Raw genomic sequence first — 25681 nt, forward strand, 5'->3', positions numbered from 1 at the left:
TATTTAAAGATTTTTAAGCGCCTGTTTTATGAGTGATTCTACGGTAGGGTCTGGGGTATCCTTCATAATTCTATCGATGACTCTTTCAGATTGTTTCCTTGTAAAGCCAAGCGTCTCTAAAGCAGATAACGCTTCTTCCTTGTTTGTATTGCCCTGAGGGACAAAAACTTCATCTTCACCAAACACTTTCAGGATCTTATCTTTCAGGTCCAAAATCACCCGTTGAGCCGTTTTGGCTCCTATTCCCTTTACACTCTGTATAGTTGCCACATCTCCTGTGGCGATAGCTTCTTTCACCTGGCCGGGCTCAAGCGACGACAGCATTGTGCGGGCCGTACTCGTACCCACTCCGGAAACCGAGATCAACAACCTGAAGATCTGCCGTTCCGATTTATCCTTAAATCCGTATAAGGTATGTGCATCTTCCTTAACCTGTAAATGCGTATACAAACTCACTGCTTCCGAATCCTGAAGCCGTGAAAAAGTGTGCAAGGAAATATGAACAAAATAACCCACTCCGTTACAATCTATAACTACGTAGGTTGGATTTTTCTCAATTAATTGCCCCTTTAGGTGATGAATCATAAATTAATCCAAGCTTAGATATCAAATGTAGTAAAATAAAATAAAGCCTGAAACGTCTATTTCAGGCTTTCGAACCAGTTAAAGCTCTTCTTTTTTCTGCTTTTTCTCCTTTTCCTGGGCGTCTACAACTGCTACGGCTGCCATATTCACCATCTCCTCCACACTTGCACCAAGCTGAAGGATATGTACCGGCCGCTTCATCCCCATCATTATAGGCCCGATAGAATCGGTATTATTGAGCTCTTTTATGAGTTTATATGTACTGTTGGCTGAATCAAGATTAGGATAAATAAGCGTATTCACCTTCTTCCCGGCCAGTTTTGAGAACGGGAACTTACCCTGAAGCATTTCCTTGTTCAAAGCAAAATCTGTCTGAAGCTCTCCGTCCACATTCAGTTCGGGATGGAAACGGTGCAGGTAAGAAACTGCTTCTTTCACCTTTTTGGCGTGCGGATCTTTAGAGGAGCCAAAGTTAGCATAAGAAATCATCGCGATCACCGGATCCAATCCAAAAAGCTGAACCGTTCTTGCCGTCATCTGTGCAATTTTAGCAAGGTCTTTCGCCGGCGGATCTATATTGATAGAAGTATCACTAATAAACAACGGTCCCCTGGAAGTATTCATAAGGTTGGTAGCAGCTACTCTTGTAACTCCTTTCGCCATACCAATAAGTTCCAGCATTGGTTTCACTACCGTTGGATATGCCCTGGAATAGCCTGAAAGCAAGGCATCAGCATCGCCTTCATTTACCATCATCGCTGCAAAATAGTTGCGCTCACGCATAAGTTTTTCAGCATCATATTTGGTCACTCCATTACGGTGCCTTGTCTCCCAATATTTCTGAGCATAGGCTTTACGGTGTTCTTCCTCTTCATCAGACTTTGAATCGATAATCGACACATCAGCATCAAAATCGATCTCCTCCATTAACTCTTTTATCACTTCTCTTCTTCCCAGGAGGATGGGTATTCCTATCCCTTCATCATTAACGATCTGAGCGGCTTTCAACACATCAAGATGGTCGGCTTCTGCAAATACGATACGCTTAGGATTGGTTTTTGCCCTGTTAATCAGCAGACGGGTGATCTTGTTATCGCTACCCATTCTTTCCAGCAATTCATCTTCATACCGCTGCCAGTCCTGGATTGGCTGTCTTGCAACCCCACTTTCCATAGCAGCTTTCGCAACTGCCGGTGGCACGTGGGCTATAAGCCTTGGATCAAAAGGTTTTGGAATAATATAATCCGGCCCGAAATTAAGGCGGGTTTCCCCATAGGCTATATTTACCTGCTCCGGTACAGCCTCTTTAGCAAGATCGGCCAGTGCTTTAACCGCTGCCATCTTCATTTCTTCATTGATCTTTGTTGCGCGAACGTCTAACGCTCCTCTAAAGATAAATGGAAAACCAAGCACATTATTCACCTGGTTAGGATGGTCACTACGGCCGGTAGCCATAATGATGTCTTTTCTGGTCTCCATTGCCAGATCGTAATCGATCTCCGGATTAGGATTGGCCATCGCGAAGACGATAGGCCTCTTGGCCATACTTTTAAGCATTTCAGGAGACACAATATCGGCGATAGATAAACCAACGAATACATCGGCGTTTTTCATTGCCTCCTCAAGAGTATCTATTTTTCTGGAAGTAGCAAATTCTTTTTTCTCTTCAGAAAGGCTTTCTCGGTCCTTGCGGATCACTCCTTTACTGTCAAGCATCACAATATTTTCAGCTTTAGCTCCAAAGGCCTTATAGAGCTTTGTACAGGATACAGCCGCTGCGCCTGCACCGCTTATCACGATCTTAACCTTTTCAATTTTTTTCTTTGCGAGCTCAAGGGCATTTAAAAGCGCCGCCGCAGAAATTATGGCCGTCCCGTGCTGATCGTCGTGCATTACCGGAATATCCAGCTCTGCCTTAAGTCTTCTTTCGATCTCGAATGCTTCGGGAGCCTTAATATCTTCAAGATTGATCCCTCCAAAGGTAGGAGCAATATTCTTAACTGTTTCGATGAACTTGTCTACATTTTTAGTATCCACTTCAATATCAAAAACATCAATGTCTGCAAAGATCTTGAAAAGCAGTCCTTTCCCTTCCATTACAGGCTTTGAAGCCTCCGGACCTATATCTCCAAGCCCCAGAACAGCGGTACCGTTAGAAATTACGGCAACAAGATTGCCTTTAGTGGTGTATTTATATGCGTTCTCCTTGTCCTTTTCGATTTCCAGGCAGGGTTCTGCCACTCCCGGCGAATAGGCCAGGGACAAATCTCTTTGTGTAGAATATTTTTTGGTCGGAACTATCTGAATTTTACCCGGCTTGGGTTTGGCATGATATACCAGTGCCTCTCGTCTTTTCCTGGAATTACTCTTCATATTTCTCTTTTTTGGCTGTCTTACAAAGGTAGCAAGCTTAAATCAATAATAAACTTAATTCTTTTAAAAAGGAAGATAATTCAAAGAAGCTTAAAAAGAAGGGAAAATGGATATTATATAAAAAATGAATCACAAATTTTGCTCTGAAAAATGCAAAAGAATAAGCTTAATCCTTTAAAAAACGGATGTTTCTCTTCAGGCCTTCAAACTTGGTTCTCTTCACGGCCGATTTTCTGAAGATCTCATTGAATGTCTCCCGGGTAATCTCTTCCCAGTCCTTTTTATCGTTCTCCAGTAATAGCGGATGCGGATTGAATAAAGGTTCATTGTGAGGTTTCGAAAAGCGGTTCCAGGGGCAAACATCCTGGCAAATATCACACCCGAACATCCAGTCGTCAAACTGACCCTTTAAGGAATTTGGGAGTTCATCCTTCAGCTCTATGGTAAAATAAGAAATACACTTACTCCCATCCACCTTATAGGGATCCACGATGGCACCAGTGGGACAGGCATCTATACAGGCAGTACAGCTCCCACAGTGATCGGTCACCGGGGTATCGTATTCGAGCTCAAGGTCTACAATAAGCTCTGCAATAAAGTAGAAGGAGCCGGCCTTTTTGGAGAGCAGGTTAGAATGCTTACCTATCCAGCCGAGTCCGCTTTTGGCCGCCCAGGCTTTATCTAAAACGGGCGCCGAGTCTACAAAGGCCCGGCCTCCGATTTCGCCAATTTCATCCTGCATAAAATTCAGCAACTGCTTGAGCTTATCCTTTATTACAAAATGGTAATCCCTTCCGTAAGCATATTTACTGATCTTATAAGATTCTTCATTTTGAAGCTCGTGCGGATAATAGTTCAGAAGAAGAGAGATCACACTTTTTGAACCTTCCACCAGTTTAGTCGGGTCCAGGCGCTTATCAAAATGATTCTCCATATAGCGCATTTCCCCGTGCATATTCTGCTCAAGCCAATTTTCAAGGCGTGGTGCTTCTTCCTCCAGGAAACCAGCAGGGCTTACTCCACAGGAAAGAAAGCCGAGGCGTTTTGCTTCAGCTTTAATAATTTCGGTATAGCGCCGTTTTGAATTCACGGTGCTAAGTTAAGATTTCTGAAGGATTCTGCCTTACTTCCTGATTATGGTAACAGCGGATTAAAGGCTGCAAAAACCCCGTCAGGATTTTCCAGTCCCACCCAGGCGTGCAGCGTCCAGGCAGGCACATCAGAATTATAAACCCAAACATCAGCTTCCCCAATAAAACCTTCTGGAGCCGGGCCATCCGGTCCTATTCCAAAAATAAGGTATTCCACAGCTACAAATTCCCAGCCTCCATCTTCGGTTGGAACATATAACAAAGCCTCTGGTTTTTCAACTTCAAAAGTTCCGTCAGCCAGATCGGGATTAAGGTAGTGGTGTCCCATTTGCGGCACATATCCGGAAACATCTTCACTCCAGCCCTGGGCCATAGCCACCTGAATGTTTTCAAATCGGCGCATTTTCTGATCGAGTCTTGCAACCTGATCTTCCCAGGAATCGAGATGCTTCTGAGCCTTTAAATCGATGGTCTCAGGATCAACAGCGGAATCACTATCTACGCTGCAGGAAAGAAATATACTCACAAATGCAATTGCCAATAGGATAGAAAAGATACTCCTACTCTGTTCCCCAAAAACTTCATTTACAGTTTTCATATTATAGTTATTTAGTGGTTATTTTTTTTAAAATAATTTGAGGGCTCTAACACAGGGAACAAACCAACAAAACATCGACTATTAATGAAATAGGTGGAACTATGTAATTAAAACCCTATTTATAGTCCTTAAAATCGCTATAATTATGAGGTTTCAGGCCAAATCTCTTCTGAAAACATCTGGTAAAATATGACGGACTGTTGAAGCCGGATTCAAAAGCGGTCTGAGCCACATTCTTATCAGATTCCCAGAGTAGTCCCTTTGCTTTTTTGAGTCGGAACTCCTTAAGGAGGCGTATGGAAGACATCCCTGTAGTGTCTATACATCTTCTATATAGTTTAGTTTTACTCATAGACATCTCCTGACACCAGTCTTCTATTTCGAACTCTGAATCCTGCCAATTCTCACAGAGCACATTTACCAGTTTCACTAAAAACTGCTCTTCGGTCTTGGTGAAAAACCTCAAATTGTGACTCCCGGGTTTGGCCAGGGATTGCTTGCCTGACCTTTCCAACAAGTCCCTAACAGTGCCAGAGATAAGGATTTCATCTTCAGAAATAATACCGGCGAAAAACCTCGCAAGCCTAAGAGTAGAGCCAAAAAGCTTATGGCTATGGTCTACCGGTGTGCCGGCATGTATCCCAACTCCCATACCCAGGTCCTGTCTTACCGACTGCAAAAAGTCTGAGATTCTTATGGAGCAAAGAACCGCCTGGGTTGCAGAGGTAAAGGTCGCAATTAGGTCCTGCCCCTCTCTTTCTGCTGCCACCCCGTCATACCGGGCAATGGAGGTTTGCACCATTGCATTAAATCTTTTCAGCATTGCAGAGGCTTTCTCACTTCCAAATTCCGAAGTCAGCTCAAGCTTATCCCTGGTGGATACTAAAAGAACAACCCTGAATGCGGGGTCGTTAAAAACCTTGATTTTCTGATCTATCATATAATCCACTACTTCAGGATCGTGGGTCCTGCCCAGAAATGCCTTGACCACCCTGGGGTCTACTTCTATAATTTCATCGGGAAACTGTTTATGGGAATTACGGTGAAGCTCAAACACAGCCTCTTTGTTGGGGGCATCTATCAGGCAATAGGCATTGCTCTTCTGAACATCTATCCAATAGGTTAAACACTTACAACCATACCTGTCCTGTATCCGAACATCGGCCTGATGCGCAATTGCAACATCCTCAGGAGTAAGATCCTGCCCAATATGGAGATCCATAAAAATTGGCATAACACCAGATTACTTTAGAATTCATCTGAGGGGTGAAATTGTGTTTAATAAACCAACTGGATTACCGGTAAGGGCGGAAATCTTCAACCGAACAATTAAAGAAAATATACCCAAAAAAAGAATAGGTGCAAACCCGGTAAATTGAGAGAAGTGATTTCAGGGATCCCAAAAAACTACTCCCTTTCTTCAAAAACTAGAATGGCATTTTTAGGTTTCAGGGTAATAAGCGGAAGGATCTCGATCTTATCCTTGGTGGGAATAATTTTATACTTCCTGACAATTCCTGTTATAGTCAGTATCATTTCGTACATCGCAAAATTACTGCCTATACATTTTCTCGGGCCGGCTCCAAACGGAAAGTAATGTGAAGAATGACTCCCGGGCTCTTTAAACCTGTCCGGATCAAAAGTTTCAGGATCTTTCCAGTAATCCTTATGTCGATGGATCTCGAATATGGAAAAGAGCAGGTCTGACTTTGGCGGAAAATGCATAGCATTATATTCATCTTCCTCAATATTATTCCTGTCAATAAAATACGCCGGCGGGTACAGGCGCATTGCTTCCTCAATAACCTGTCTTGTATAAGGACAGGCTTTAAGAAAACCGAACAGGTTCTCCGTCATCCTTTCTGCCGAAGTGATCTCCTCAAGGATCTTTTCCTGAGATTCAGGGTTTCGTGCCAAGAGCTCACAGGTAAAGCTCAGGGCATTTGAAGTGGTTTCGTGGCCCGCGGTAAAAAGAATGAGAATCTCATCTATAAGCTGCTCCTCTTCCATAGGTTCCCCGTCTTCATATCTTGCATCAAGAAGCATATCCAGCAGGTCACCGTGTTTTTGTGAAGAGTCTTTCCGGTCCCGGATTAAGCCCCGAAGAATTTCGCGTGCTTCTCCCGTTAACCCAAGATGCTTCCCGATCTTTCCGCTCACATAAAACCACCATCTTTTATAAGGTTGCCGCAGTTCCTTTACCAGCATCTTCTGTGCTGCCTCGGTAATATGCTGCAGCCTCTTGATCTCCTTCTCCCCAACGGCACTGCTGAAAAGGGATTTCACCACTGTTTGAAAAGCCAGGTCATTAAATATCGGGAAAACATCGATTTCGACTGCGGGCTGAATCTTTTGAAGTTCAGTATTAATGGCGGCTTGTATACTATCCAGCAGTCCTGCCAGCTGCTTTTTATGGAAAGCAGGCTGAATGAGTTTGCGTTGTCTTGCCCAGTGCTCTCCGTTGGAAGTGAGCAAGCCCTTCCCTACATATTTGGCAAGGTCCCGCGTCTGAATGGTAGATTTTATATAATTCTTCTGTTTCTTTTGGAGCACGTATTCAGCAAAACCGGCATCCCGGCAAAAGATTATCTTCTTTCCAAAGCCAAGATGGATCTGAAAGATATCTCCGTATTTTTCAAAATTAATATGATGAAAAGGCAAAGGATTCCTGAGAATCTGATTGGTATTGCGTAAAAAACGGAATACCGATACCGTTGGAATCTCTTTATACTGCATCAATTGCTTTTTTAGAACAGCCCGCCCTGCACGTCTCCTTTTATCCGGCCGAGATGCTTATAGGCGGCCTCGGTCACCTCCCTCCCACGCGGAGTTCTGTATATGAATCCCTGCTGGATAAGAAAAGGCTCATAGACCTCTTCAATGGTTTCGGCATTTTCACTAACAGCAGTTGCAAGTGTTGTGATCCCAACAGGACCTCCTTTAAATTTATCTATAATGGTAGAAAGGATCTTATTGTCCATTTCGTCCAGCCCGTGAGCATCCACATTAAGCGCTTTAAGTCCATACCGGGAGATCTCGAGGTCTATCTTCCCGTTACCCTTTATCTGTGCAAAATCACGCACCCTGCGCAATAAGGCGTTAGCAATACGGGGTGTTCCCCTGCTCCTGCCAGCAATTTCTATGGCCGCATCAAGACTAATAGGTACATTCAGAATATCTGCACTACGCTGTATTATATCAGATAATAATTCGGTAGTGTAATATTGCAGACGACTGGAAATACCAAATCTTGCCCGCATTGGTGCGGTTAGAAGTCCCGAACGGGTGGTTGCGCCCACCAGGGTAAAAGGACTAAGGTTGATCTGTACGGTTCTGGCATTTGGACCTGATTCTATCATAATATCTATACGGTAGTCTTCCATAGCCGAATAAAGATACTCCTCCACTACTGCACTTAGCCTGTGGATCTCATCTATGAACAGAATATCCCTCTCCTCGAGATTGGTCAAAAGACCGGCAAGATCTCCCGGTTTATCCAGAACCGGACCTGATGTTACCTTGATCCCAACCCCTAGTTCGTTGGCCAGAATATGAGCAAGGGTGGTCTTCCCCAATCCCGGAGGACCGTGAAACAAGGTATGGTCTAAAGCCTCTCCCCTAAGATTGGCCGCTTCTACAAACACCTTCAGGTTTTCAAGAACCTGGTCCTGGCCGGCAAAATCATCAAATTCGAGGGGTCTTAAAGCTCTTTCGACATCAAATTCTTCGGAAGAAAAATTTTCACCGGTGGGATCTAAGTGTTCATTCATAGTTAATGCGAATTAAATAGAAAAGCCATCAGGCTTCAGAACAAAGATAAAAGAAAAAAGCCTCTTCGGTAAGGAAAAGGCTTTTCAGAATATTGTTAAATCGGGTTATTTAGTGATTCAGTTCTTCTTCATTTTCCTGAAGAGGCACTGTTTGAGGAACAAAGTCCTGTCCCTTTATCACATATCCCCCATCTTCATTAGTCTTAGAGTAATCGTAAGGCCAACGGTAAACCGAAGGAATCGCTCCCGGCCAGTTTCCGTGGATATGCTCCACCGGAGTAGTCCATTCTAAGGTTGTAGCATTCCAAGGGTTCTGAGTAGCTTTCTTTCCGAAGAAAATAGAGCCGAAGAAGTTGTAAAGGAACACCACCTGAACCGCTGCGGTCATAATCGCAAACAAGGTAATGATCACGTTCACATCGGCAAGGTCATCGAAGTACGGGAATGCCGTGTTGGTATAGTAACGTCTTGGAAGACCCGCAAGTCCGATAAAGTGCATTGGGAAGAATACCCCGTAAGCACCAACTGCAGTCACCCAGAAGTGAACATAACCAAGGTTCTTGTTCATCATTCTTCCGAACATTTTAGGGAACCAGTGATAAACACCAGCAAGCAATCCGTAAAGTGCAGAGATACCCATTACCAGGTGAAAGTGAGCAATTACAAAATATGTATCGTGAACGTTAATATCTAGAGTACTATCTCCAAGAATAATCCCGGTAAGACCTCCGGTGATGAAGGTAGAAACGAAACCAATAGAGAATAACATAGCTGGGTTCATCTGCAGATTACCTTTCCATAAGGTTGTGATCCAGTTAAAAGCTTTTACAGCCGATGGAATCGCAATAAGAAGGGTTGTAAACGTAAATACCGATCCAAGGAACGGGTTCATTCCGGATACGAACATATGGTGACCCCATACAATGGTAGAAAGGAATGCAATCGCAAGTATGGAAGCAATCATCGCACGATAACCAAAAATAGGTTTACGAGAGTTGGTTGCCATAATCTCTGAAACGAGCCCCATAGCAGGAAGTATTACAATGTAAACCTCCGGGTGGCCAAGGAACCAGAAAAGGTGTTCGAAAAGTACCGGAGAACCTCCCTGGTGACTCAATACCTCTCCCTGAATATAAATGTCGCTTAAGAAGAAGGAAGTACCAAAACTTCTATCCATAATAAGCAATAATGCTGCTGAAAGTAATACCGGGAACGAAACCACACCAATGATAGCGGTCACAAAGAAAGCCCAGATGGTTAACGGAAGTCTCGTCATAGACATTCCTTTTGTTCTAAGATTAAGAACGGTCACGATATAGTTCAAAGATCCCAATAGCGAAGATGCGATGAATATGGCAAGTGAGCTTAACCAAAGGGTCATTCCCAGTCCCGAACCACCAATAGCCTGTGGCAGGGCACTAAGAGGAGGATAGATAGTCCAACCTGAAGAAGCCGGTCCGGCTTCCACAAATAAAGAGCTAACCATTACCACACAAGAGATAAAGAACAGCCAGTAAGAAACCATATTAAGGAATCCTGAGGCCATATCTCTGGCTCCAATCTGCAACGGAATAAGCAGGTTACTAAAAGTACCACTTAACCCGGCAGTAAGTACAAAGAATACCATAATGGTACCGTGAATAGTTACCAATGCAAGGTATATTGAAGGAGTCATAACTCCGTCAGGAGCCCATTTCCCCAATAATGCTTCAAAAATTGCAAAGGACTCTTCCGGCCAGGCCAGCTGCATACGGAACAAAACGGACATTGCTATCCCGATAATTCCCATAATAAGCCCGGTAATAAGATATTGCTTGGCAATCATCTTATGATCCTGACTAAAAATGTACTTTGTGATAAAAGTTTCCTTATGATGATGTCCGTGATCCTCGTGGTGATCGTGAGCCGGTGCGTTTGCTATTGCTGACATATCTTAAATATATTCTTTTTAAACCTTAATAATAATTAGTTATTAGCCATAGTTTCACCGAACGTACCCTGTTCGCTTAACCAGGCCTTGTAATCTTCTTCACTCTCTACAACAATCTTCATTTGCATATTGTAGTGCGCCTCTCCACAAATCTTGTTACACAACAAGAAGTAATCAAATTCATAAGCATCAAGCGGCATTTCTCCTTCAGCCACAAGCTCTTTACTTTCTTCTTTTCTTATTTCATTAATATGCTGGACTTTTTCCACCATATACTCGCTGTCTCTCATTTCCTCAGAAGTAATGGTTGGAGTAAAGCTGAACTGAGTGATCATACCAGGAACTACGTTCATTTGCGCACGGAAGTGAGGGAAATAAGCTGAGTGCAGCACATCCTGGGATCTTAATTTAAACAACACCCTTTTTCCAACAGGCAGGTGTAATTCCGTAGTCACCTTATCATCTTTTGCGTAAGAATCGTTCTCACTTATCCCCAGAGTATTAGCACCTTCAATGAAACGTACATTGGCTTTCCCTAAGGTATTATCTTCTCCGGCATACCTGGCTGTCCAGCTGAACTGTTTGGCATAAAGTTCAATCACAATAGGATCGTCTTCTTTGCTCACGTTCATAATATCTGACCAGGTAAATAATCCATAGATAATAAGACCTGCAAGAACAATAACAGGGATAATGGTCCAGATGAATTCCAGTTTATCGTTATCGGCATAGAAAAGAGCTTTTTTCCCCTTTTCACCGCGGTATTTAAATGCGAACCAGTGCAGTAAAGCCTGGGTAATGATCTGCACCACCATAATGATGAAAATGGATACGAACATCAGTGTATCATATTCCCCACCGTGAGCCGATGCAGCCTCAGGTAAATAGAACTTACTGTAGTACCAGAAGCAATAAAGCATCCCGGCATAAAGAAACACCATAAAACCAAGCATAAGCTTTGCCTGCATAGTGTTATCCTTGTCTGTGGCTACCTGCGTTGTATCGGTGTCCTCACTTTTAGACAGCTGAAAAATCTTAGAGATTTGCCAGGCGGTTACGGCAAGAAGCGCTAGTACTATGATTATTAAAAATACGGTCATTTTATATATTCTTCTTTAAACAATCAATCTTTATTAATAATGGTAATTCTCGCTTTCCTTAAGGTAAGGATTTCTTTTTACCAGCAGCGGAGCCTTGGTAAGCGCGTTGAACACGACAAAGGCGAACAACCCGGCAAAGAACAACACCGCACTGATCTCAGGGATTCCTATGAACCAGGATTCACCTACAGTTGCCGGCATAATCATTACATAAATATCAAGATAGTGACCAATTAAGATAATTAGTCCCGTCATTACCACAAACCAGTTAACTCTCTTATAATCGCTGTTCATCAACACCAATACCGGGAAGACGAAGTTAAGCACAAGCATTCCAAAGAATGGCAAGGCATAATCCTCAATACGTGCTATAAAATACACCACTTCCTCAGGAATATTAGAATACCAGATCAGCATAAATTGTGAGAACCAAAGGTAGGTCCAGAATATACTGATCCCGAACATAAATTTAGCAAGGTCGTGCAGGTGGCTGTCATTCACAAAAGGAAGATAGCCTCTGGATTTAAGATAGATCGACATAAGAGCGATCACAGTAATCCCGGATACGAACATACTCGCAAATACATACCATCCAAAAAGAGTACTGAACCAGTGAGGGTCTACACTCATTATCCAGTCCCAGGACATCATTGACTCTGTTACTATAAAGAAAACAAGGAACCCTGCAGCCAGTTTAAAGTTTTTCTTAAACCATTTATTATCGGTTGCATTGTCCTGTTTAATGGAACCTTTTCTAAGCAATTGTCTGAACAGCATCCAGCCTCCAAGGTAGATAGCAGCTCTTATCAGGAAGAAAGGCACATTAAGATAACTTGCCTTGTTTTGTATAATTTCATCTTCTGCAACAACTTCAGGATCCATCCAGATGAAAAGGTGATTCATATGAAAACCTGAAAGCAATAACAGCACGAATACAATGATCCCGCCAGGAATCACATAAGCGGTGATCGCTTCCATTACCCTGAACAGTACCGGAGACCATCCAGCCTGTGCTGCATACTGTATCGCATAGAATGCCAAGACTCCCAAAGAGATCATAAAGAAAAAGAAGGCCGCAACATAAAGGGCTGCCCAGGGCTTGTTTTGAAGCTGGTGCAGTTTATGCTCCAGGTGCTCCATTTCGTGACCTTCGGCAGCAGCAGCGTGGCCCTGCTCGCCTTCTTCAGCGTGAGCAGCTTCAGCTTCGTGCCCGGCAGATTCTACGTGAGCGGTAGCAGCTTCACTTTCTTCTCCGTGGCCGCCGTGTGATGCCATCATTTCCTTTACATCATCAACAGTTGATGGTGCTGCAATAAATCCGTAAATAAGACCTACGGCACCAACAATCATAAAGATAATTGCTGTTAATTTTAATTTACTGGATAGCGTGTACATATTGATAAATCTAAATGCTTTAATTCTTTAGTTTTGGGTTTCTTCTTGTGTTTCCTGAGCAGGCTCTTCTTCTGAGGTCATTTGCTCCCCTTCAGCCTCTGAAGACTGAGCATCCTGTTTGGCATCCTCAAAAGCTCTTTCAGGCTTCCCTTCAAGGGAACGCTTAAGACTCATCACATAATGATCTATTTGCCAGCGCTCTTCTATAGTGGTCTGGGAAGCATAAGAGCCCATATTGTTAAGCCCGTAATACATCACGTGGTATACACTACCCTCGGTGATGGCCCTTCCCGGGTCATCATAAGAAGGAACTCCAAGAAATTTTTCACGTTCTACCAAAATACCTTTTCCGGCTCCTTTATCTCCGTGACAAACCGCACAGTAAATTGTGTACAGTTCTTTCCCTGCAGCTAAATTATCTTCAGTATAAGGAAGCGGGTTGGTAAGGTTAGCTTTTGCATTTGCCGAACCTTCAGGAGTATTTTCATACTCATAAGGCATCCACCCTCTCGGGATACTTCCTTCTGCCGGTAATTTTGCTTCCTGCTCGTTTTGAAAGATATCGTAAGAACCATAGGTCTCATACCCGGGAGACACATACATATCAGGGAAATACTGATAATTTGGTTCATTTTCATCGGCACAGGAAGTAAACAAACCTGCCACGAATAAAAAGGCTATATATCTATTGAATAAACTTCTCATTAGTCTATTAATTTTCAATTAATTTAATTTCCAAGGCTCCGGTATTGTAAAGGAACTTTGAAAGATCATCCACATTATGATTAGCAACATCCACTTCCATAAGGAACTTATCGTCTGTAGTTCTTGGATCCGGATTTTCAGCTGCTTTAAAAGGCCATAGTCTACTTCTAAGGTAGAAGGTGATCACCATAAGGTGAGCAGCAAAGAATACGGTTAATTCAAACATAATTGGAATAAAAGCCGGCATGTTCTGAAGAAAGCTAAAACTAGGCTTACCCCCAATATCCTGTGGCCAGTCTTCAATCATTATAAAATTCATCATTAAAACGGCTACAGTCAAACCAACCAAACCATACAAAAAGGAGGTTATAGCCAATCTGGTTGGTGCAAGCCCCATCACCTTGTCCAAACCGTGAACCGGGAAAGGAGTGTAAATTTCACCAATATGATAGCGCGCTTCACGTACCTGCTTAACGGCTTGTAAAAGCAGATCGTCATCGTTATAAATAGCGTGTATTACTTTTGATGCCATCTTAATTACTTGTTTTTAAGTTTTGTTGCCTGTGCTGCCCAATCTTCTCTCTGAGCCTCATTAGGGAAGTTCTCAATAACTTCGTCAAGCAATTCAAAATCGTCTTTTGTAAGTTTACTTACCTGAGCATAGGTATAAATTCCTACCTGGTGAAGATGCTGTTGCAACAATGGCCCTACATTCTTAAGCCTGGTAAGGTCATCTGCCTCCTGGCTTGCCGGATCATAAGTACCTATCCTTGCCAGCATTTCATCTATTCTGTCTTTCTGAACTTCAGAGATCGTAAGCGCTTCTGCATTTACAGTTTCCTGATGACCTCCTTCTTCTTTATTTTCAGAAGGCTCTCTGCCCACGGTTTCGTGCTCATAATGTTTTACGTCATCACCTTTTTCAGCTCTAAGTTTCTTGTACTTTTCTCCTGAAGACTTAAGGATAGACTTCACCTCTGCCTGTGCGATCACAGGGAAAGAACGGGCATAAAGAAGGAACAGCACAAAGAAGAATCCTATAGTTCCAATGAATATCCCTACATCTACAAATGTTGGAGAGAACATTGTCCAGGCTGAAGGCAGGTAATCACGGTGGAGTGAGGTCACAATAATTACAAATCGTTCGAACCACATCCCGATGTTCACGATAATCGAGATAAAGAAAGAGAACATAATACTTGTACGCAAACGCTTGAACCACATAAACTGCGGAGAGAAAACGTTGCAGGTCATCATAGACCAGTATGCCCACCAGTAAGGTCCTGTAGCCCTGTTAAGGAAGGCGTACTGTTCATACTCCACTCCCGAATACCAGGCAATAACAAGCTCGGTGATATAAGCAGTACCCACGATAGACCCCGTAATCATAATTACGATGTTCATCAATTCGATATGCTGGATAGTAATATAGTTTTCAAGATTAGACACTTTTCTCATAATGATAAGAAGAGTGTTCACCATCGCGAATCCGGAGAAGATCGCCCCGGCAACGAAATAAGGAGGGAAGATGGTGGTGTGCCATCCCGGAATAACCGAGGTAGCAAAGTCAAAGGATACAATGGTGTGTACCGAAAGTACCAAAGGAGTTGCCAAACCGGCAAGTACAAGTGACACTTCTTCGAAACGCTGCCAGTCCTTAGCACGTCCGCTCCATCCAAAACTTAGTATTCCGTAGATCCTTTTAGTAAAAGGAGTGATAGCTCTGTCGCGAATCATCGCGAAGTCAGGCAGCAGTCCCGTCCACCAGAATACAAGTGAAACAGAAAGGTATGTCGAGATCGCAAATACATCCCATAAAAGCGGTGAGTTAAAGTTCACCCAAAGCGACCCAAACTGGTTAGGGATCGGAAGTACCCAGTATGCCAACCAAGGACGCCCCATGTGAATAATAGGGAACAATCCTGCCTGCATTACCGAGAAGATGGTCATCGCCTCTGCAGACCTGTTAATGGCCATTCTCCATTTCTGGCGGAAAAGAAGTAATACGGCCGAGATAAGTGTACCGGCGTGACCAATACCTACCCACCAAACAAAGTTGGTAATATCCCAGGCCCAACCAACGGTCTTATTCAACCCCCAGGTTCCGATACCCGTAGATACGGTATAAATTATACAACCTAAACCCCAAAGGAAGGCAATAAGGGAAATGGAAAAAACAATCCACCAAGATTTATTAGCCCTTCCTTCAACCGGAGCCGCCACATCAACGGTAACGTCGTGATAGCTCTTATCCCCGGTTACTAAAGGCTTTCGTATAGGTGCTTCGTAATGAGACATATCCTTTTATAATTGATTCTTTATTAATAGTTAAATTAAGCTTCTGTAGTATTTCTCACCTTCGTCTGGTACATCACATTAGGCTTAGTTCCCAGGTATTCAAGTAAGTGGTACATTCTTTCATCCTCTTTTTCCTCGATAATTGCAGCATCCTTATCATTAACATCTCCAAAGGTCATAGCACCTTTATCACAGGCTGCAGAACAAGCTGTCTGGAATTCGCCGTCTTTAACAGGTCTTCCTTCACGCTTGGCATCAAGAATGGTTTTTTGAGTCTTCTGGATACACATAGAACATTTCTCCATAACCCCTCGTGACCTTACGGTCACATCAGGATTCAACACCATACGTCCAAGATCATTGTTCATATGGAAATCGAATTCTTCGTTCTGTGCATAGTTAAACCAGTTGAAACGACGCACTTTGTAAGGACAGTTGTTGGCACAGTATCTTGTACCCACACAACGGTTATAGATCATCTGGTTCTGACCCTGTCTACCGTGAGAGGTTGCAGCCACCGGACATACTGTTTCACACGGAGCGTGGTTACAGTGCTGACACATTACAGGCTGGAATACAACTTTAGGGTTATCTGCAGGCTCTTCAAGCTCAGCGAACTGAGAAAGCGAACTGGTAAGACCAGACATATTCTCTTTCTTTTCAATATCTGATCCGAAGCCTTCTTCTTCTGAAGAGTAATACCTGTCTATACGCAACCAGTGCATATCACGGGATCTCCTAACTTCAGATTTACCAACAACAGGAACATTGTTTTCAGCGTGACAAGCGATAACGCAAGCCCCACATCCTGTACAGGCATTAAGGTCTATAGAAAGATTAAAGTGATGACCTACTTCACGATTAAAGCTCTCCCACATATCCACCTCAGGAGAAGTAACTTCCTTTTCCTGGTGGTTAAGGGACACTTCAGGAACACTGTTCCAAACGTGAGCGTCTTTAGTATTGAATACCTCAAGAGTAGTTTCCTTGATAATATCCCCTCTACCCATTAAGGTATTATGAAGCTGCACACAGGCAAATTCGTGAATACCGGCAGCCTTTTCAAGACTTACGCTCTGGATAGATTTAAGATCTTTATAAAGCGGATAAGCATTAACACCTACCTGCATTTCTTCCTGGATATTTTCAGTTTTTCCGTAACCAAGGGCAAGACCAACAGATCCTTTCGCCTGGCCGGGCTGAATATAAACAGGTACATTTTTCACAACTGTTTCCCCAAGCTTAACGTTCACATAGCTTCCGTTAAGAGCACCATTAGAAACATTCTCATTAACAAGCCCAAGCTCTTCAGCATCGGCTCTGGAAATGCTCAGGTAGTTATCCCAGGACACTCTTGTGATCGGGTCCGGCATTTCCTGCAACCAAGGGTTGTTATACTGCTGTCCGTCACCCATAGAGGTCTTAGTATAAAGACTTAACTCAAGCCCTTTACCCTCGCCTGCCTGAGCAAGTCTTCTTGCAGCACCGGATACATCTGCCGAAGCGCCTTCTACAGTAGCAGGCTCGCCTGCTACATTCACCGGAGAAGAAGATTCAAAAACCCCGTCGTGCAGGGCGGTATTCCACGCTCCTGCTCCAAGGCTTCCACCCCAGGTTTCTTTTATGTATTCGTAATAAGAAGTATCGTTACCACTCCATTTCAACAGGCAATCCTGAAATTGTCTTGTATCAAAAAGCGGACGAATAGTAGGCTGCATAAGACTGAAGTTCTTTTCAGTATACTGAACATCACCCCAGCTCTCCAAATAATGCGGAGCGGCAGCTACATATTTACAAAGTTTAGCCGTTTCATCAACTTTCAGCGTTGAAGAAAGCGTTACCCCAACCTTCGCAAGACCTTCGTTGAATTCCTTAGAATTCGGAAGACTGTATGATGGATTCACGCCGGCCATAATTACAGCACCAACGCTACCATTATTCATATCTTTTACTAACTGGGCAACTTCAGAAGCATTACCCTGACGGATAGTTCTTGCGTTAGCCGTATCCATCACCTTACTTCCAAGCGCCTCATTGATGGCCAACACCAACAACTGAGCATCATCATCAGGAAGACCTGAAACAACAACAGCTCCGCTACCGGCTTTCTCCAACTGTCTGGCAGCTTTAACAACAGCATCGTCAATCTTGGCAGGAAGATCGCTGGTAGAAGAACCACCAATCACATACCCGACCAATGCAGACAATACAGCTTTTTGCTGAGAAGGAGTAACAGGCACACGCTTATCGGCATTTGCACCAGATAAGCTCATATTTGATTCGAACTGAATATGACGGGACATCTTACCATCCTTAGGAATACGGCTTTTCGCGTAACCGGCGTCATAACCACCGCCCTGCCAGTCACCAAGGAAATCGGCACCTATAGAGACAATGGTTTCAGCTTTTGAGAAATCGTAATTTGGCAATGCACGCTTTCCGAATTTAGACTGGAAAGCATTAAGAGCAGCATCTTCAGATACGGTATCGTACACTACGTGACGTACATTTCCGTATTTCGAAGAGAACTCATTTATAAGTTTTGTGGTAGAAGGACTGGCAAAAGTCTGCGTAAGCAGAACGATCTCACCGGAAACACCATCAAGAGCAGTTCCAACCTCACGATCGAACTCCTCCCAGGAAACATTCCTTCCTTCTATCATTGGACGTTTTACCCGCTGACTATCGTACAACGATAAAACGGAAGCCTGAACACGGGCGTTTACTCCGCCACGAGCTTCAGACAATTCGTTAACTTCAATTTTAATAGGCCTGCCTTCACGGGTCTTTACCAAGACGCTGGCAAAATCGAACCCATCTGCAATTGTAGATGCATAGTAGTTTGCAACTCCGGGAACTATACTCTCCGGCTGCACCACATAAGGGATCGATTTAACAACAGGACCTTCACAGGCAGCAAGAGATGCTGCTGCAGTACTAAAACCAACATACTTAAGGAAATCCCTGCGCGAGGTCTTAGAACTTTCAAGGGAATCTTTATCCCCCAAAAATTCATCAACCGGGATCTCTTCAGCAAATTCTTTTTGTTGGAGCGTCTCAACAACAGAACTGTTTTCATTCAGCTCTTCAACACTTTTCCAGTATTTTTTGTTTGATGACATATATATCTAGATATTAACTTCTTAATTAGCTCCTGCCCAAAGCAGGAATTATTTTAGTAGTGACATTTACCGCACTCAAGACCACCCATCTGGGCTGCCGTAAGCTCTTCAACGCCGTACTTTTTAGATAATTCTTCGTGTATTTTCTCGTAATACTCGTTTCCTTGCATCTTAACCTTGGTCTCACGGTGACAGTTCACACACCACCCCATAGTCAACGGAGCGTCCTGGTAAACCACTTCCATTTCCTGGATAGGCCCGTGACATTTCTGACACTGGATCCCCGCAACCGAAACGTGCTGCGAGTGATTGAAATATGCAAAATCAGGAAGGTTATGAATTCTAACCCACTTCACCGGTTTTGCTTCACCGCTGTATGTTCTTGTAGAAGGATCCCAGCCTGCAGCTTCGTACAACTTGGCGATCTCCTTATCATAAAATTCTTTCGAGTATTCTTCAGTAGCGGTTTCCGGAGCAACTTCAGAGATCGATTTATGACAGTTCATACAAACGTTCAATGAAGGAATTCCCGAGGTCTTTGAAGTCCTAGCAGAAGAGTGACAATACTTACACTCAATCTGGTTATCCCCCGCGTGAATTCGGTGCGAATAATGAATTGGCTGAATTGGCTGATACCCCTGGTCAACGCCAACCTGCATAAAGAAGCCGTAAGCAAAATAACCAACCCCAAGCAACACCACAACTGCGGTCACCAACAACAAGAACTGGTTTTCAACAAAAGCTTTCCAGATCGGTTTTCTCTGTGGTTTAGCAGGAAGCTTAACCCCGCTTGCATCGGCAAACCTTTTCAGCGTTTTGTTCACAAGGAACAACACCACCAACAGCATCACGAGCACAAAAACAAGGATTCCAAGAATAACATCTACAGAAACACCCTGTCCTCCGCCCTGAGAACCTCCGGCCTGCTGCCCACCTGCCTGAGCCGTCTGAGGCTCCGGTTTAGGCTGCTCTACATAAGCAAGAATATCCTTTATATCGGTTTCAGACAACTGAGGGAAAGCCGGCATAGCCGTTTGATTATATTCCTCAAATATCTGGTTCGCATAATCGTCTCCTGAAGCGATCAGCTCAGAACTGTTATGCACCCAGCTGGTAATCCACTCAAGATCCTGTCTTTCGGTAATCCCATGTAAAGCCGGACCGATAGATTCGGAATACGGCTTATGACAAGCAGCACATTGTGAATTGAATAATGATTTTCCATTGGCCGGATCGCCCAGATCTGAACTTGCAGCAGAAGCCTCTTCAGCCTGCTGCTCTGTACCAGAATCAGGCTTTTCTGCAGCCTGGTCCTGAGCTAGTCCTGAAACAGTAAATGAAAGAAAAAACGCTACACTTAAGAGTAGTATTCGCGAATTCAGATGGCGGTATTTCACCTTTTTCATATTAATAGTTGAATTAACGTCTAAACTTTGGTACGATTTTTACTTCTATCTAAGAGCTGAAAAAACCCTAAAACGCACCTTTAAATTCGTGCACAAAAGTAATACTTAAACTCGATTTTCTGAATGTTAAGGAGTGTTAATGGGTAATTTATAATAGTTCTAAATAATAAATTGCAACTGCTTAAGTTATTATGTTTTACATTTGCTTTTAAACAATTAAACAATGAATTTAACAAGTCCCAAAAGATTAGTTTTAAGTTTTATCGTCGCAGGATTTTCCTTTTACGGCGCCTTCGCACAACAAGGCAGCGTGAACATAGACCAGGATAAGAAAATCCCGGAACTTCTGGAATTAAAGACCGAGATGGCAAGCACCAACCAGATTGGCGACCGGTATAAAATACAATTGTTTTACGGAGATAACGGGGAAGCCAATGAAGTGATCAAGAAATACAGGAACCTTTATGCATTCCCATCTGTTATCGTTTATGAGGCCCCCAATTACAAAGTATGGGTTGGGAATTTCAGAAACCGCCTGGAGGCAGACAGAGCTCTTCTGGAGATCAAAGAAAGTTTTCCCGGGGCCTTTATTCCGAAGCCACAAAGAAGATAATCCCACAAGTCACAAAACTAAAAAAGCGGCCTTAAAGCCGCTTTTTTTTATTCATTATATTCTAATATTATTTCAGGGTTTTCTTAACCTCCACCTCTCTAAAGGCTTCGATCACATCCCCTTCTCTAATATCGTTGTAATTTTTGATCTGCATACCGCAATCATAACCTTTAGCTACTTCCTTCACATCGTCCTTAAATCGCTTAAGCGATGCAAGTTCTCCGGTATAGATCACCACTCCGTCTCGTATCAAACGAACACCGGCGCTTCTGTAGATCTTACCTGAAGTAACCATACATCCGGCAATAGTTCCGATTTTGGAGATCTTGAAGGTCTCTCTGATTTCGGCAGTACCGGTAATCTCCTCCTTAAGTTCAGGTGAAAGCATTCCTTCCATCGCATCCTTAAGATCGTTGATCGCGTCGTAAATAATAGAGTAAGTTCTGATATCTATCTCTTCCTTATCGGCAACCTGTCTTGCATTACCAGCAGGACGCACGTTAAATCCGATAATAATGGCGTCTGAAGCCGAAGCAAGCAACACATCACTTTCAGTAATGGCTCCTACTCCTTTATGAATGATATTTACCTGAATCTCTTCGGTAGACAATTTCTGGAAACTATCGGTAAGCGCTTCAACAGAACCATCCACATCTCCTTTCAGGATTATGTTAAGCTCTTTAAAGTCTCCGAGCGCAATACGTCTTCCAATCTCATCAAGGGTAATGTGACGCTGTGTTCTAACTGATTGCTCACGCTGCAGCTGGGTACGCTTCGCAGCGATATCCTTAGCTTCACGCTCATCGGTCATCACCTTGAACTTATCACCGGCCTGCGGCGCACCGTCAAGACCTAAGATAGACACAGGAGTAGATGGTCCGGCTTCTTTAACGTCCTTCCCTCTCTCGTCCTGCATAGCTTTCACTTTACCACTATGTCTTCCGGCAAGTACATAATCTCCTACTTTAAGCGTTCCTGCCTGAACAAGGATCGTAGCAACGTAACCCCTACCTTTATCAAGGTAAGCTTCTACTACGGTACCCTGGGCCAGTTTGTCAGGATTGGCTTTCAACTCAAGAATCTCGGCTTCAAGCAATACTTTCTCAAGCAACTCCTTAACCCCGGTTCCTGTTTTAGCGGAAATATCGTGAGACTGGATCTTACCTCCCCAATCCTCAACAAGAAGATTCATTCCGGCCAACTTCTCCTTGATCTTTTCAGGATTCGCCGTAGGCAGGTCAGATTTGTTTATTGCAAATACGATTGGCACTCCCGCCGCCTGGGCGTGAGAAATAGCCTCTTTGGTTTGAGGCATCACATCATCATCTGCAGCGATCACAATAATCGCAATATCGGTTACCTGAGCACCCCTTGCACGCATCGCCGTAAAGGCCTCGTGACCCGGAGTATCCAGGAATGTAATTTTTTGTCCGTTATCAAGCTGAACCCCGTAAGCTCCAATGTGCTGGGTAATACCACCACTCTCTCCTGCAATTACATTCTCTTTACGAACATAATCCAGCAGCGATGTTTTACCGTGGTCTACGTGACCCATTACAGTTACAATAGGCGCTCTGTCTTCAAGGTCTTCCGGCTTATCTTCTACTACTTCTACCGTTTCTTCAACATCAGCCGTTACAAATTCTACTTCATAACCAAATTCTTCAGCAACAATAGAAAGTGTTTCAGCATCAAGACGCTGGTTCATCGTCACCATCATTCCAAGTGACATACAGGCTGAAATCACCTTAGTAACCGGCACATCCATCATAGTAGCCACCTCACTAACGGTAACAAATTCAGTTACCTTAAGGATTCTGCTGTCTGATTCCTGTTGTGCCAGATCCTCTTCTGAACGCTGACGGTGCTGATCTCTTTTATCTCTTCTGTATTTAGCTCCTTTTCCTTTACCGGATTTACCCTGAAGTTTCTCAAGAGTTTCCCGTACTTGTTTTTGTACTTCTTCCTCGCTAGGCTCTTCCTTGGTAATTGGTCTGGATCTTTTGCGCGACTTCTTTCCACCCCCTTGTCCGGGAGCACCTTTAACGTCCTTGCTTATTCGGCGACGACGTTTCTTGCGCTTATCCTTCTTATCATCTTCGGCTTTTTTATCATCCTTCTTCTTGGCAGGTTTCTTAAACTGCGAAAGATCGATCTTTTCACCGGTGAAGTTAGGACCACTAAGTTTGGTATAATTGGTCTTTATAGAAGTATCCTCCTCTTTTTCTTCTGAAGGGCTTTCAGCAGGAGCTTTCTTTTCTTCTTTCTTAGCTTGAGGTTCTGTTTCTTTTTTAGGCTCTTTTTCCTTAGGCTCTTCTTTCTTCTCAGCTTTCTCAGGAGCTTTCTCTTCTTTCTTCTCTTCTTTTGAAGCAGGGGCTTTTTCTTCCTGTGGCTGCTCAGGTTTTTTAGGCTCCTCTTTTTTAGCTTCTCCAGATTTATCTTCGAGATCTATCTTCCCGACCTGCTTAGGCCCGGAAAGCTTAGCTCTGGAAGAAACAACTTCTTCCTCTTCCTTTTCTTTCTCTTCCTGCGCTCTTTCTTTCTCCTTTTTCTCTTCAGCTTTGCGCTTCTCCTCCAGCTCTTTTTCACGAGCCAGTCGAAGTTCTTCCTTCTCCTTACGCTTTTCTTCGCCTACCTCTTTAGACTCCACTTTCTTAGACTTATCTGTCTCAAACTCATCGGAAAGGACCTGATAAACCTCTGCGGAAATTTTGGTAGTAGGACGCGCTTCAATCTCGTGACCTTTGGAATTTAAAAAATCCACAGCCCGGTCTAACGAAATATTGAATTCGCGTAAAACTTTGTTTAGTCGCATTGTCTTTGCTTCAGCCATAAATTGCCCTATAATTAACCTCTTTTAATTTATAATTTGTACTGTCGTTTTCTACTCTTCGAACTCCTCGCGAAGCACCTGGATCACCTCTCTAATGGTTTCCTCCTCCAGGTCTGTACGTCTAACAAGATCTTCCAAATCCTGTTCCAAAATACTTTTAGCAGTATCCAGCCCGATCTTCGAGAATTCCTGGATCACCCAGTCTTCTATCTCATCGGCGAATTCGCTAAGCTCAACATCTTCTTCAACCCCCTCACGGAATACGTCAATTTCGTACCCTGTAAGCTGACCTGCAAGCCTGATATTGTGACCTCCACGTCCAATTGCCTTAGAAACCTCTTCAGGCTTCAGCATCACCTCGGCGGTCTTATTCTCATCATCCATCTTGATCGAAGTGATCTTCGCAGGACTTAACGCCCTGGTAATGAACAACTGATCGTTGGTGGTATAGTTGATAACATCTATATTCTCATTGCCCAATTCCCGAACAATACTGTGTATCCTTGATCCTTTCATACCCACACAGGCACCAACAGGGTCTATCCTGTCATCATAAGAATCTACAGCAACCTTCGCTTTTTCCCCGGGAACACGAACTACCTTCTTAATGGTAATAAGCCCGTCGAAAACCTCAGGGATCTCCTGCTCGAACAACTTCTCGAGGAAGCCGGGAGCAGTTCTGGACATAATGATAGTAGGCTTGTTTCCTTTAAGCTCTACACTTTCTATGATCCCGCGCACGTTCTCTCCTTTACGGAAAAAGTCTGAAGGGATCTGACGATCTTTAGGCAACACGATCTCGTTTCCTTCATCGTCAAGCAAAATGATCGCCCTATGCCTGATATGGTGTACCTCAGCGGTGTAAATCTCACCTTCAAGCTCTTTAAAGCTCTTGTAGATATTTGTATTGTCGTGCTCGTGGATCTTAGAGATCAGGTTTTGACGCAAGGCCAAGATTGCACGACGCCCAAGATCTTTAAGCTTAACTTCTTCTGAAACATCTTCACCAACCTCAAAATCGGGCTCTATCCTCCTTGCCTCGGTAAGGGAGATTTCCTGGTTAGGGTCCTCAACTTCTCCATCGGCTACTACTACTCGGTTTCTCCAGATCTCTAAATCTCCTTTATCGGGATTTACAATAATATCAAAATTATCGTCTTCCCCATATTTTTTCTTTAAAGCATTTCTAAAAACCTCTTCCAAGATCGCCATTAAGGTTACACGATCTATCAGCTTGTCATCTTTAAATTCTGAAAATGACTCTATCAAGGCGATATTTTCCATATCAATATGCGATTAAAATGTTATCATAACTTTTGCTTCTACAATATCCGTATAGGGAATCACAGCTTCTTTTTGAACTGTGTGCTTTCCTTTTCCTACGGGTTTGGGTTCTCTGGTCTTCCAGCTAAGACTGATCTTTTCTTCATCAGCCCCGGTTAAAGTTGCCTCGATCTTCTGATCTTCGGTAGTGACCTTCAGCTTTCGACCTACATTCTTTTTATATTGCCTTGGCAGGCTTAAAGGTTCTGAAACCCCGGCAGAACTTACCTCGAGGGAGAAATCTTCTTCTTCCCTGTCCAGGTTGTGCTCAACCTTTCGGCTCACTTCTATACAGTCATTCACCGACACCCCTTTATCACCGTCTATGATCACTTTTATCTGATTATTTTCGGTGACTTCAAGGCTTATTAAAAATAAGGAATTATTCTCTTTAAAGGCCTCTTCAAGTAATTTTTCTACTTTCTCCTGCAACATAAGGTTATAAAAAGAGGGGACTTATCGTCCCCTCGCTGTACTTTTTATAGTTTCAACGCTGCAAATATAGCATTATTTTCTAAGATAGAAAACCGGGAAATAAA

General features: G+C 43.4%; 19 protein-coding genes. 1 reads left to right on the top strand and 18 read right to left on the bottom strand.

Annotation, left to right across the window (positions count from 1 at the left end; translation table 11 throughout):
• Positions 1–3 precede the first annotated feature (3 nt).
• The 15 genes from ruvA to ACFQ3Q_RS00605 all read right to left on the bottom strand — a co-directional run bounded on the left by ruvA (position 4) and on the right by ACFQ3Q_RS00605 (position 20373).
• Positions 4–585: a Holliday junction branch migration protein RuvA gene (gene ruvA / locus ACFQ3Q_RS00535; RefSeq protein ID WP_380741878.1), complete on the bottom strand. Its 582-nt coding sequence runs from the start codon at positions 583–585 to the stop codon at positions 4–6.
• A gap of 78 nt (positions 586–663) precedes the next feature.
• Positions 664–2958 carry an NADP-dependent malic enzyme gene (locus tag ACFQ3Q_RS00540; protein WP_380741880.1) on the bottom strand — a complete coding sequence of 765 codons (2295 nt, stop codon included), beginning with the start codon at positions 2956–2958 and terminating at the stop codon, positions 664–666.
• A 166-nt stretch (positions 2959–3124) separates the two neighbouring features.
• Positions 3125–4048 carry a tRNA epoxyqueuosine(34) reductase QueG gene (gene queG, locus ACFQ3Q_RS00545; protein WP_380741882.1) on the bottom strand — a complete coding sequence of 308 codons (924 nt, stop codon included), beginning with the start codon at positions 4046–4048 and terminating at the stop codon, positions 3125–3127.
• 44 nt (positions 4049–4092) lie between these two features.
• The gene (locus tag ACFQ3Q_RS00550) at positions 4093–4647 is read right to left on the bottom strand and encodes a hypothetical protein (RefSeq protein ID WP_380741884.1); all 555 of its coding nucleotides are present in this window, start codon (positions 4645–4647) and stop codon (positions 4093–4095) included.
• Positions 4648–4762: 115 nt separating this feature from the next.
• The gene (locus tag ACFQ3Q_RS00555; protein WP_380741886.1) at positions 4763–5881 is read right to left on the bottom strand and encodes a nickel-binding protein; all 1119 of its coding nucleotides are present in this window, start codon (positions 5879–5881) and stop codon (positions 4763–4765) included.
• Between the two features lie 173 nt (positions 5882–6054).
• On the bottom strand, positions 6055–7383 hold the full coding sequence (locus ACFQ3Q_RS00560) for a cytochrome P450 (RefSeq protein ID WP_380741888.1): 1329 nt from the start codon (positions 7381–7383) through the stop codon (positions 6055–6057).
• A gap of 11 nt (positions 7384–7394) precedes the next feature.
• Positions 7395–8417, bottom strand: a complete 1023-nt coding sequence (gene ruvB, locus ACFQ3Q_RS00565) for a Holliday junction branch migration DNA helicase RuvB (protein WP_380741889.1) — start codon at positions 8415–8417, stop codon at positions 7395–7397.
• Between the two features lie 109 nt (positions 8418–8526).
• Positions 8527–10347, bottom strand: a complete 1821-nt coding sequence (locus tag ACFQ3Q_RS00570) for a cytochrome c oxidase subunit I (protein WP_380741891.1) — start codon at positions 10345–10347, stop codon at positions 8527–8529.
• Between the two features lie 35 nt (positions 10348–10382).
• Positions 10383–11447 carry a cytochrome c oxidase subunit II gene (locus tag ACFQ3Q_RS00575; RefSeq protein ID WP_380741893.1) on the bottom strand — a complete coding sequence of 355 codons (1065 nt, stop codon included), beginning with the start codon at positions 11445–11447 and terminating at the stop codon, positions 10383–10385.
• A gap of 33 nt (positions 11448–11480) precedes the next feature.
• A complete protein-coding gene (locus ACFQ3Q_RS00580; protein ID WP_380741895.1) occupies positions 11481–12842 on the bottom strand; it encodes a quinol:cytochrome C oxidoreductase in 1362 nt (453 codons plus the stop codon).
• Between the two features lie 27 nt (positions 12843–12869).
• Positions 12870–13547: a c-type cytochrome gene (locus ACFQ3Q_RS00585; RefSeq protein ID WP_380741897.1), complete on the bottom strand. Its 678-nt coding sequence runs from the start codon at positions 13545–13547 to the stop codon at positions 12870–12872.
• A gap of 7 nt (positions 13548–13554) precedes the next feature.
• Positions 13555–14079, bottom strand: a complete 525-nt coding sequence (locus tag ACFQ3Q_RS00590) for a DUF3341 domain-containing protein (RefSeq protein WP_380741899.1) — start codon at positions 14077–14079, stop codon at positions 13555–13557.
• Positions 14080–14084: 5 nt separating this feature from the next.
• Entirely contained in the window at positions 14085–15845 is a 1761-nt protein-coding gene (gene nrfD / locus ACFQ3Q_RS00595) for an NrfD/PsrC family molybdoenzyme membrane anchor subunit (protein ID WP_380741902.1), read from the bottom strand.
• A gap of 35 nt (positions 15846–15880) precedes the next feature.
• A complete protein-coding gene (locus ACFQ3Q_RS00600; protein ID WP_380741904.1) occupies positions 15881–18967 on the bottom strand; it encodes a TAT-variant-translocated molybdopterin oxidoreductase in 3087 nt (1028 codons plus the stop codon).
• 53 nt (positions 18968–19020) lie between these two features.
• A complete protein-coding gene (locus tag ACFQ3Q_RS00605) occupies positions 19021–20373 on the bottom strand; it encodes a c-type cytochrome (protein ID WP_380741907.1) in 1353 nt (450 codons plus the stop codon).
• A gap of 223 nt (positions 20374–20596) precedes the next feature.
• On the opposite strand from ACFQ3Q_RS00605, the gene ACFQ3Q_RS00610 reads away from it, so the two are divergent.
• The gene (locus ACFQ3Q_RS00610) at positions 20597–20986 is read left to right on the top strand and encodes an SPOR domain-containing protein (protein WP_380741910.1); all 390 of its coding nucleotides are present in this window, start codon (positions 20597–20599) and stop codon (positions 20984–20986) included.
• A gap of 67 nt (positions 20987–21053) precedes the next feature.
• Here ACFQ3Q_RS00610 and infB read toward each other — a convergent pair whose 3' ends face one another.
• The 3 genes from infB to rimP are packed head-to-tail and all read right to left on the bottom strand — an operon-like array spanning position 21054 to position 25577.
• Complete coding sequence (gene infB, locus ACFQ3Q_RS00615) at positions 21054–23819, bottom strand: translation initiation factor IF-2 (RefSeq protein ID WP_380741912.1); 2766 nt, start codon at positions 23817–23819, stop codon at positions 21054–21056.
• 51 nt (positions 23820–23870) lie between these two features.
• Positions 23871–25103: a transcription termination factor NusA gene (gene nusA / locus ACFQ3Q_RS00620; protein ID WP_380741913.1), complete on the bottom strand. Its 1233-nt coding sequence runs from the start codon at positions 25101–25103 to the stop codon at positions 23871–23873.
• Positions 25104–25115: 12 nt separating this feature from the next.
• Positions 25116–25577 carry a ribosome assembly cofactor RimP gene (rimP, locus tag ACFQ3Q_RS00625; RefSeq protein WP_380741915.1) on the bottom strand — a complete coding sequence of 154 codons (462 nt, stop codon included), beginning with the start codon at positions 25575–25577 and terminating at the stop codon, positions 25116–25118.
• Positions 25578–25681 lie beyond the last annotated feature (104 nt).

Source organism: Salegentibacter chungangensis (genome assembly GCF_042678405.1).
Taxonomy (GTDB): domain Bacteria; phylum Bacteroidota; class Bacteroidia; order Flavobacteriales; family Flavobacteriaceae; genus Salegentibacter_A; species Salegentibacter_A chungangensis.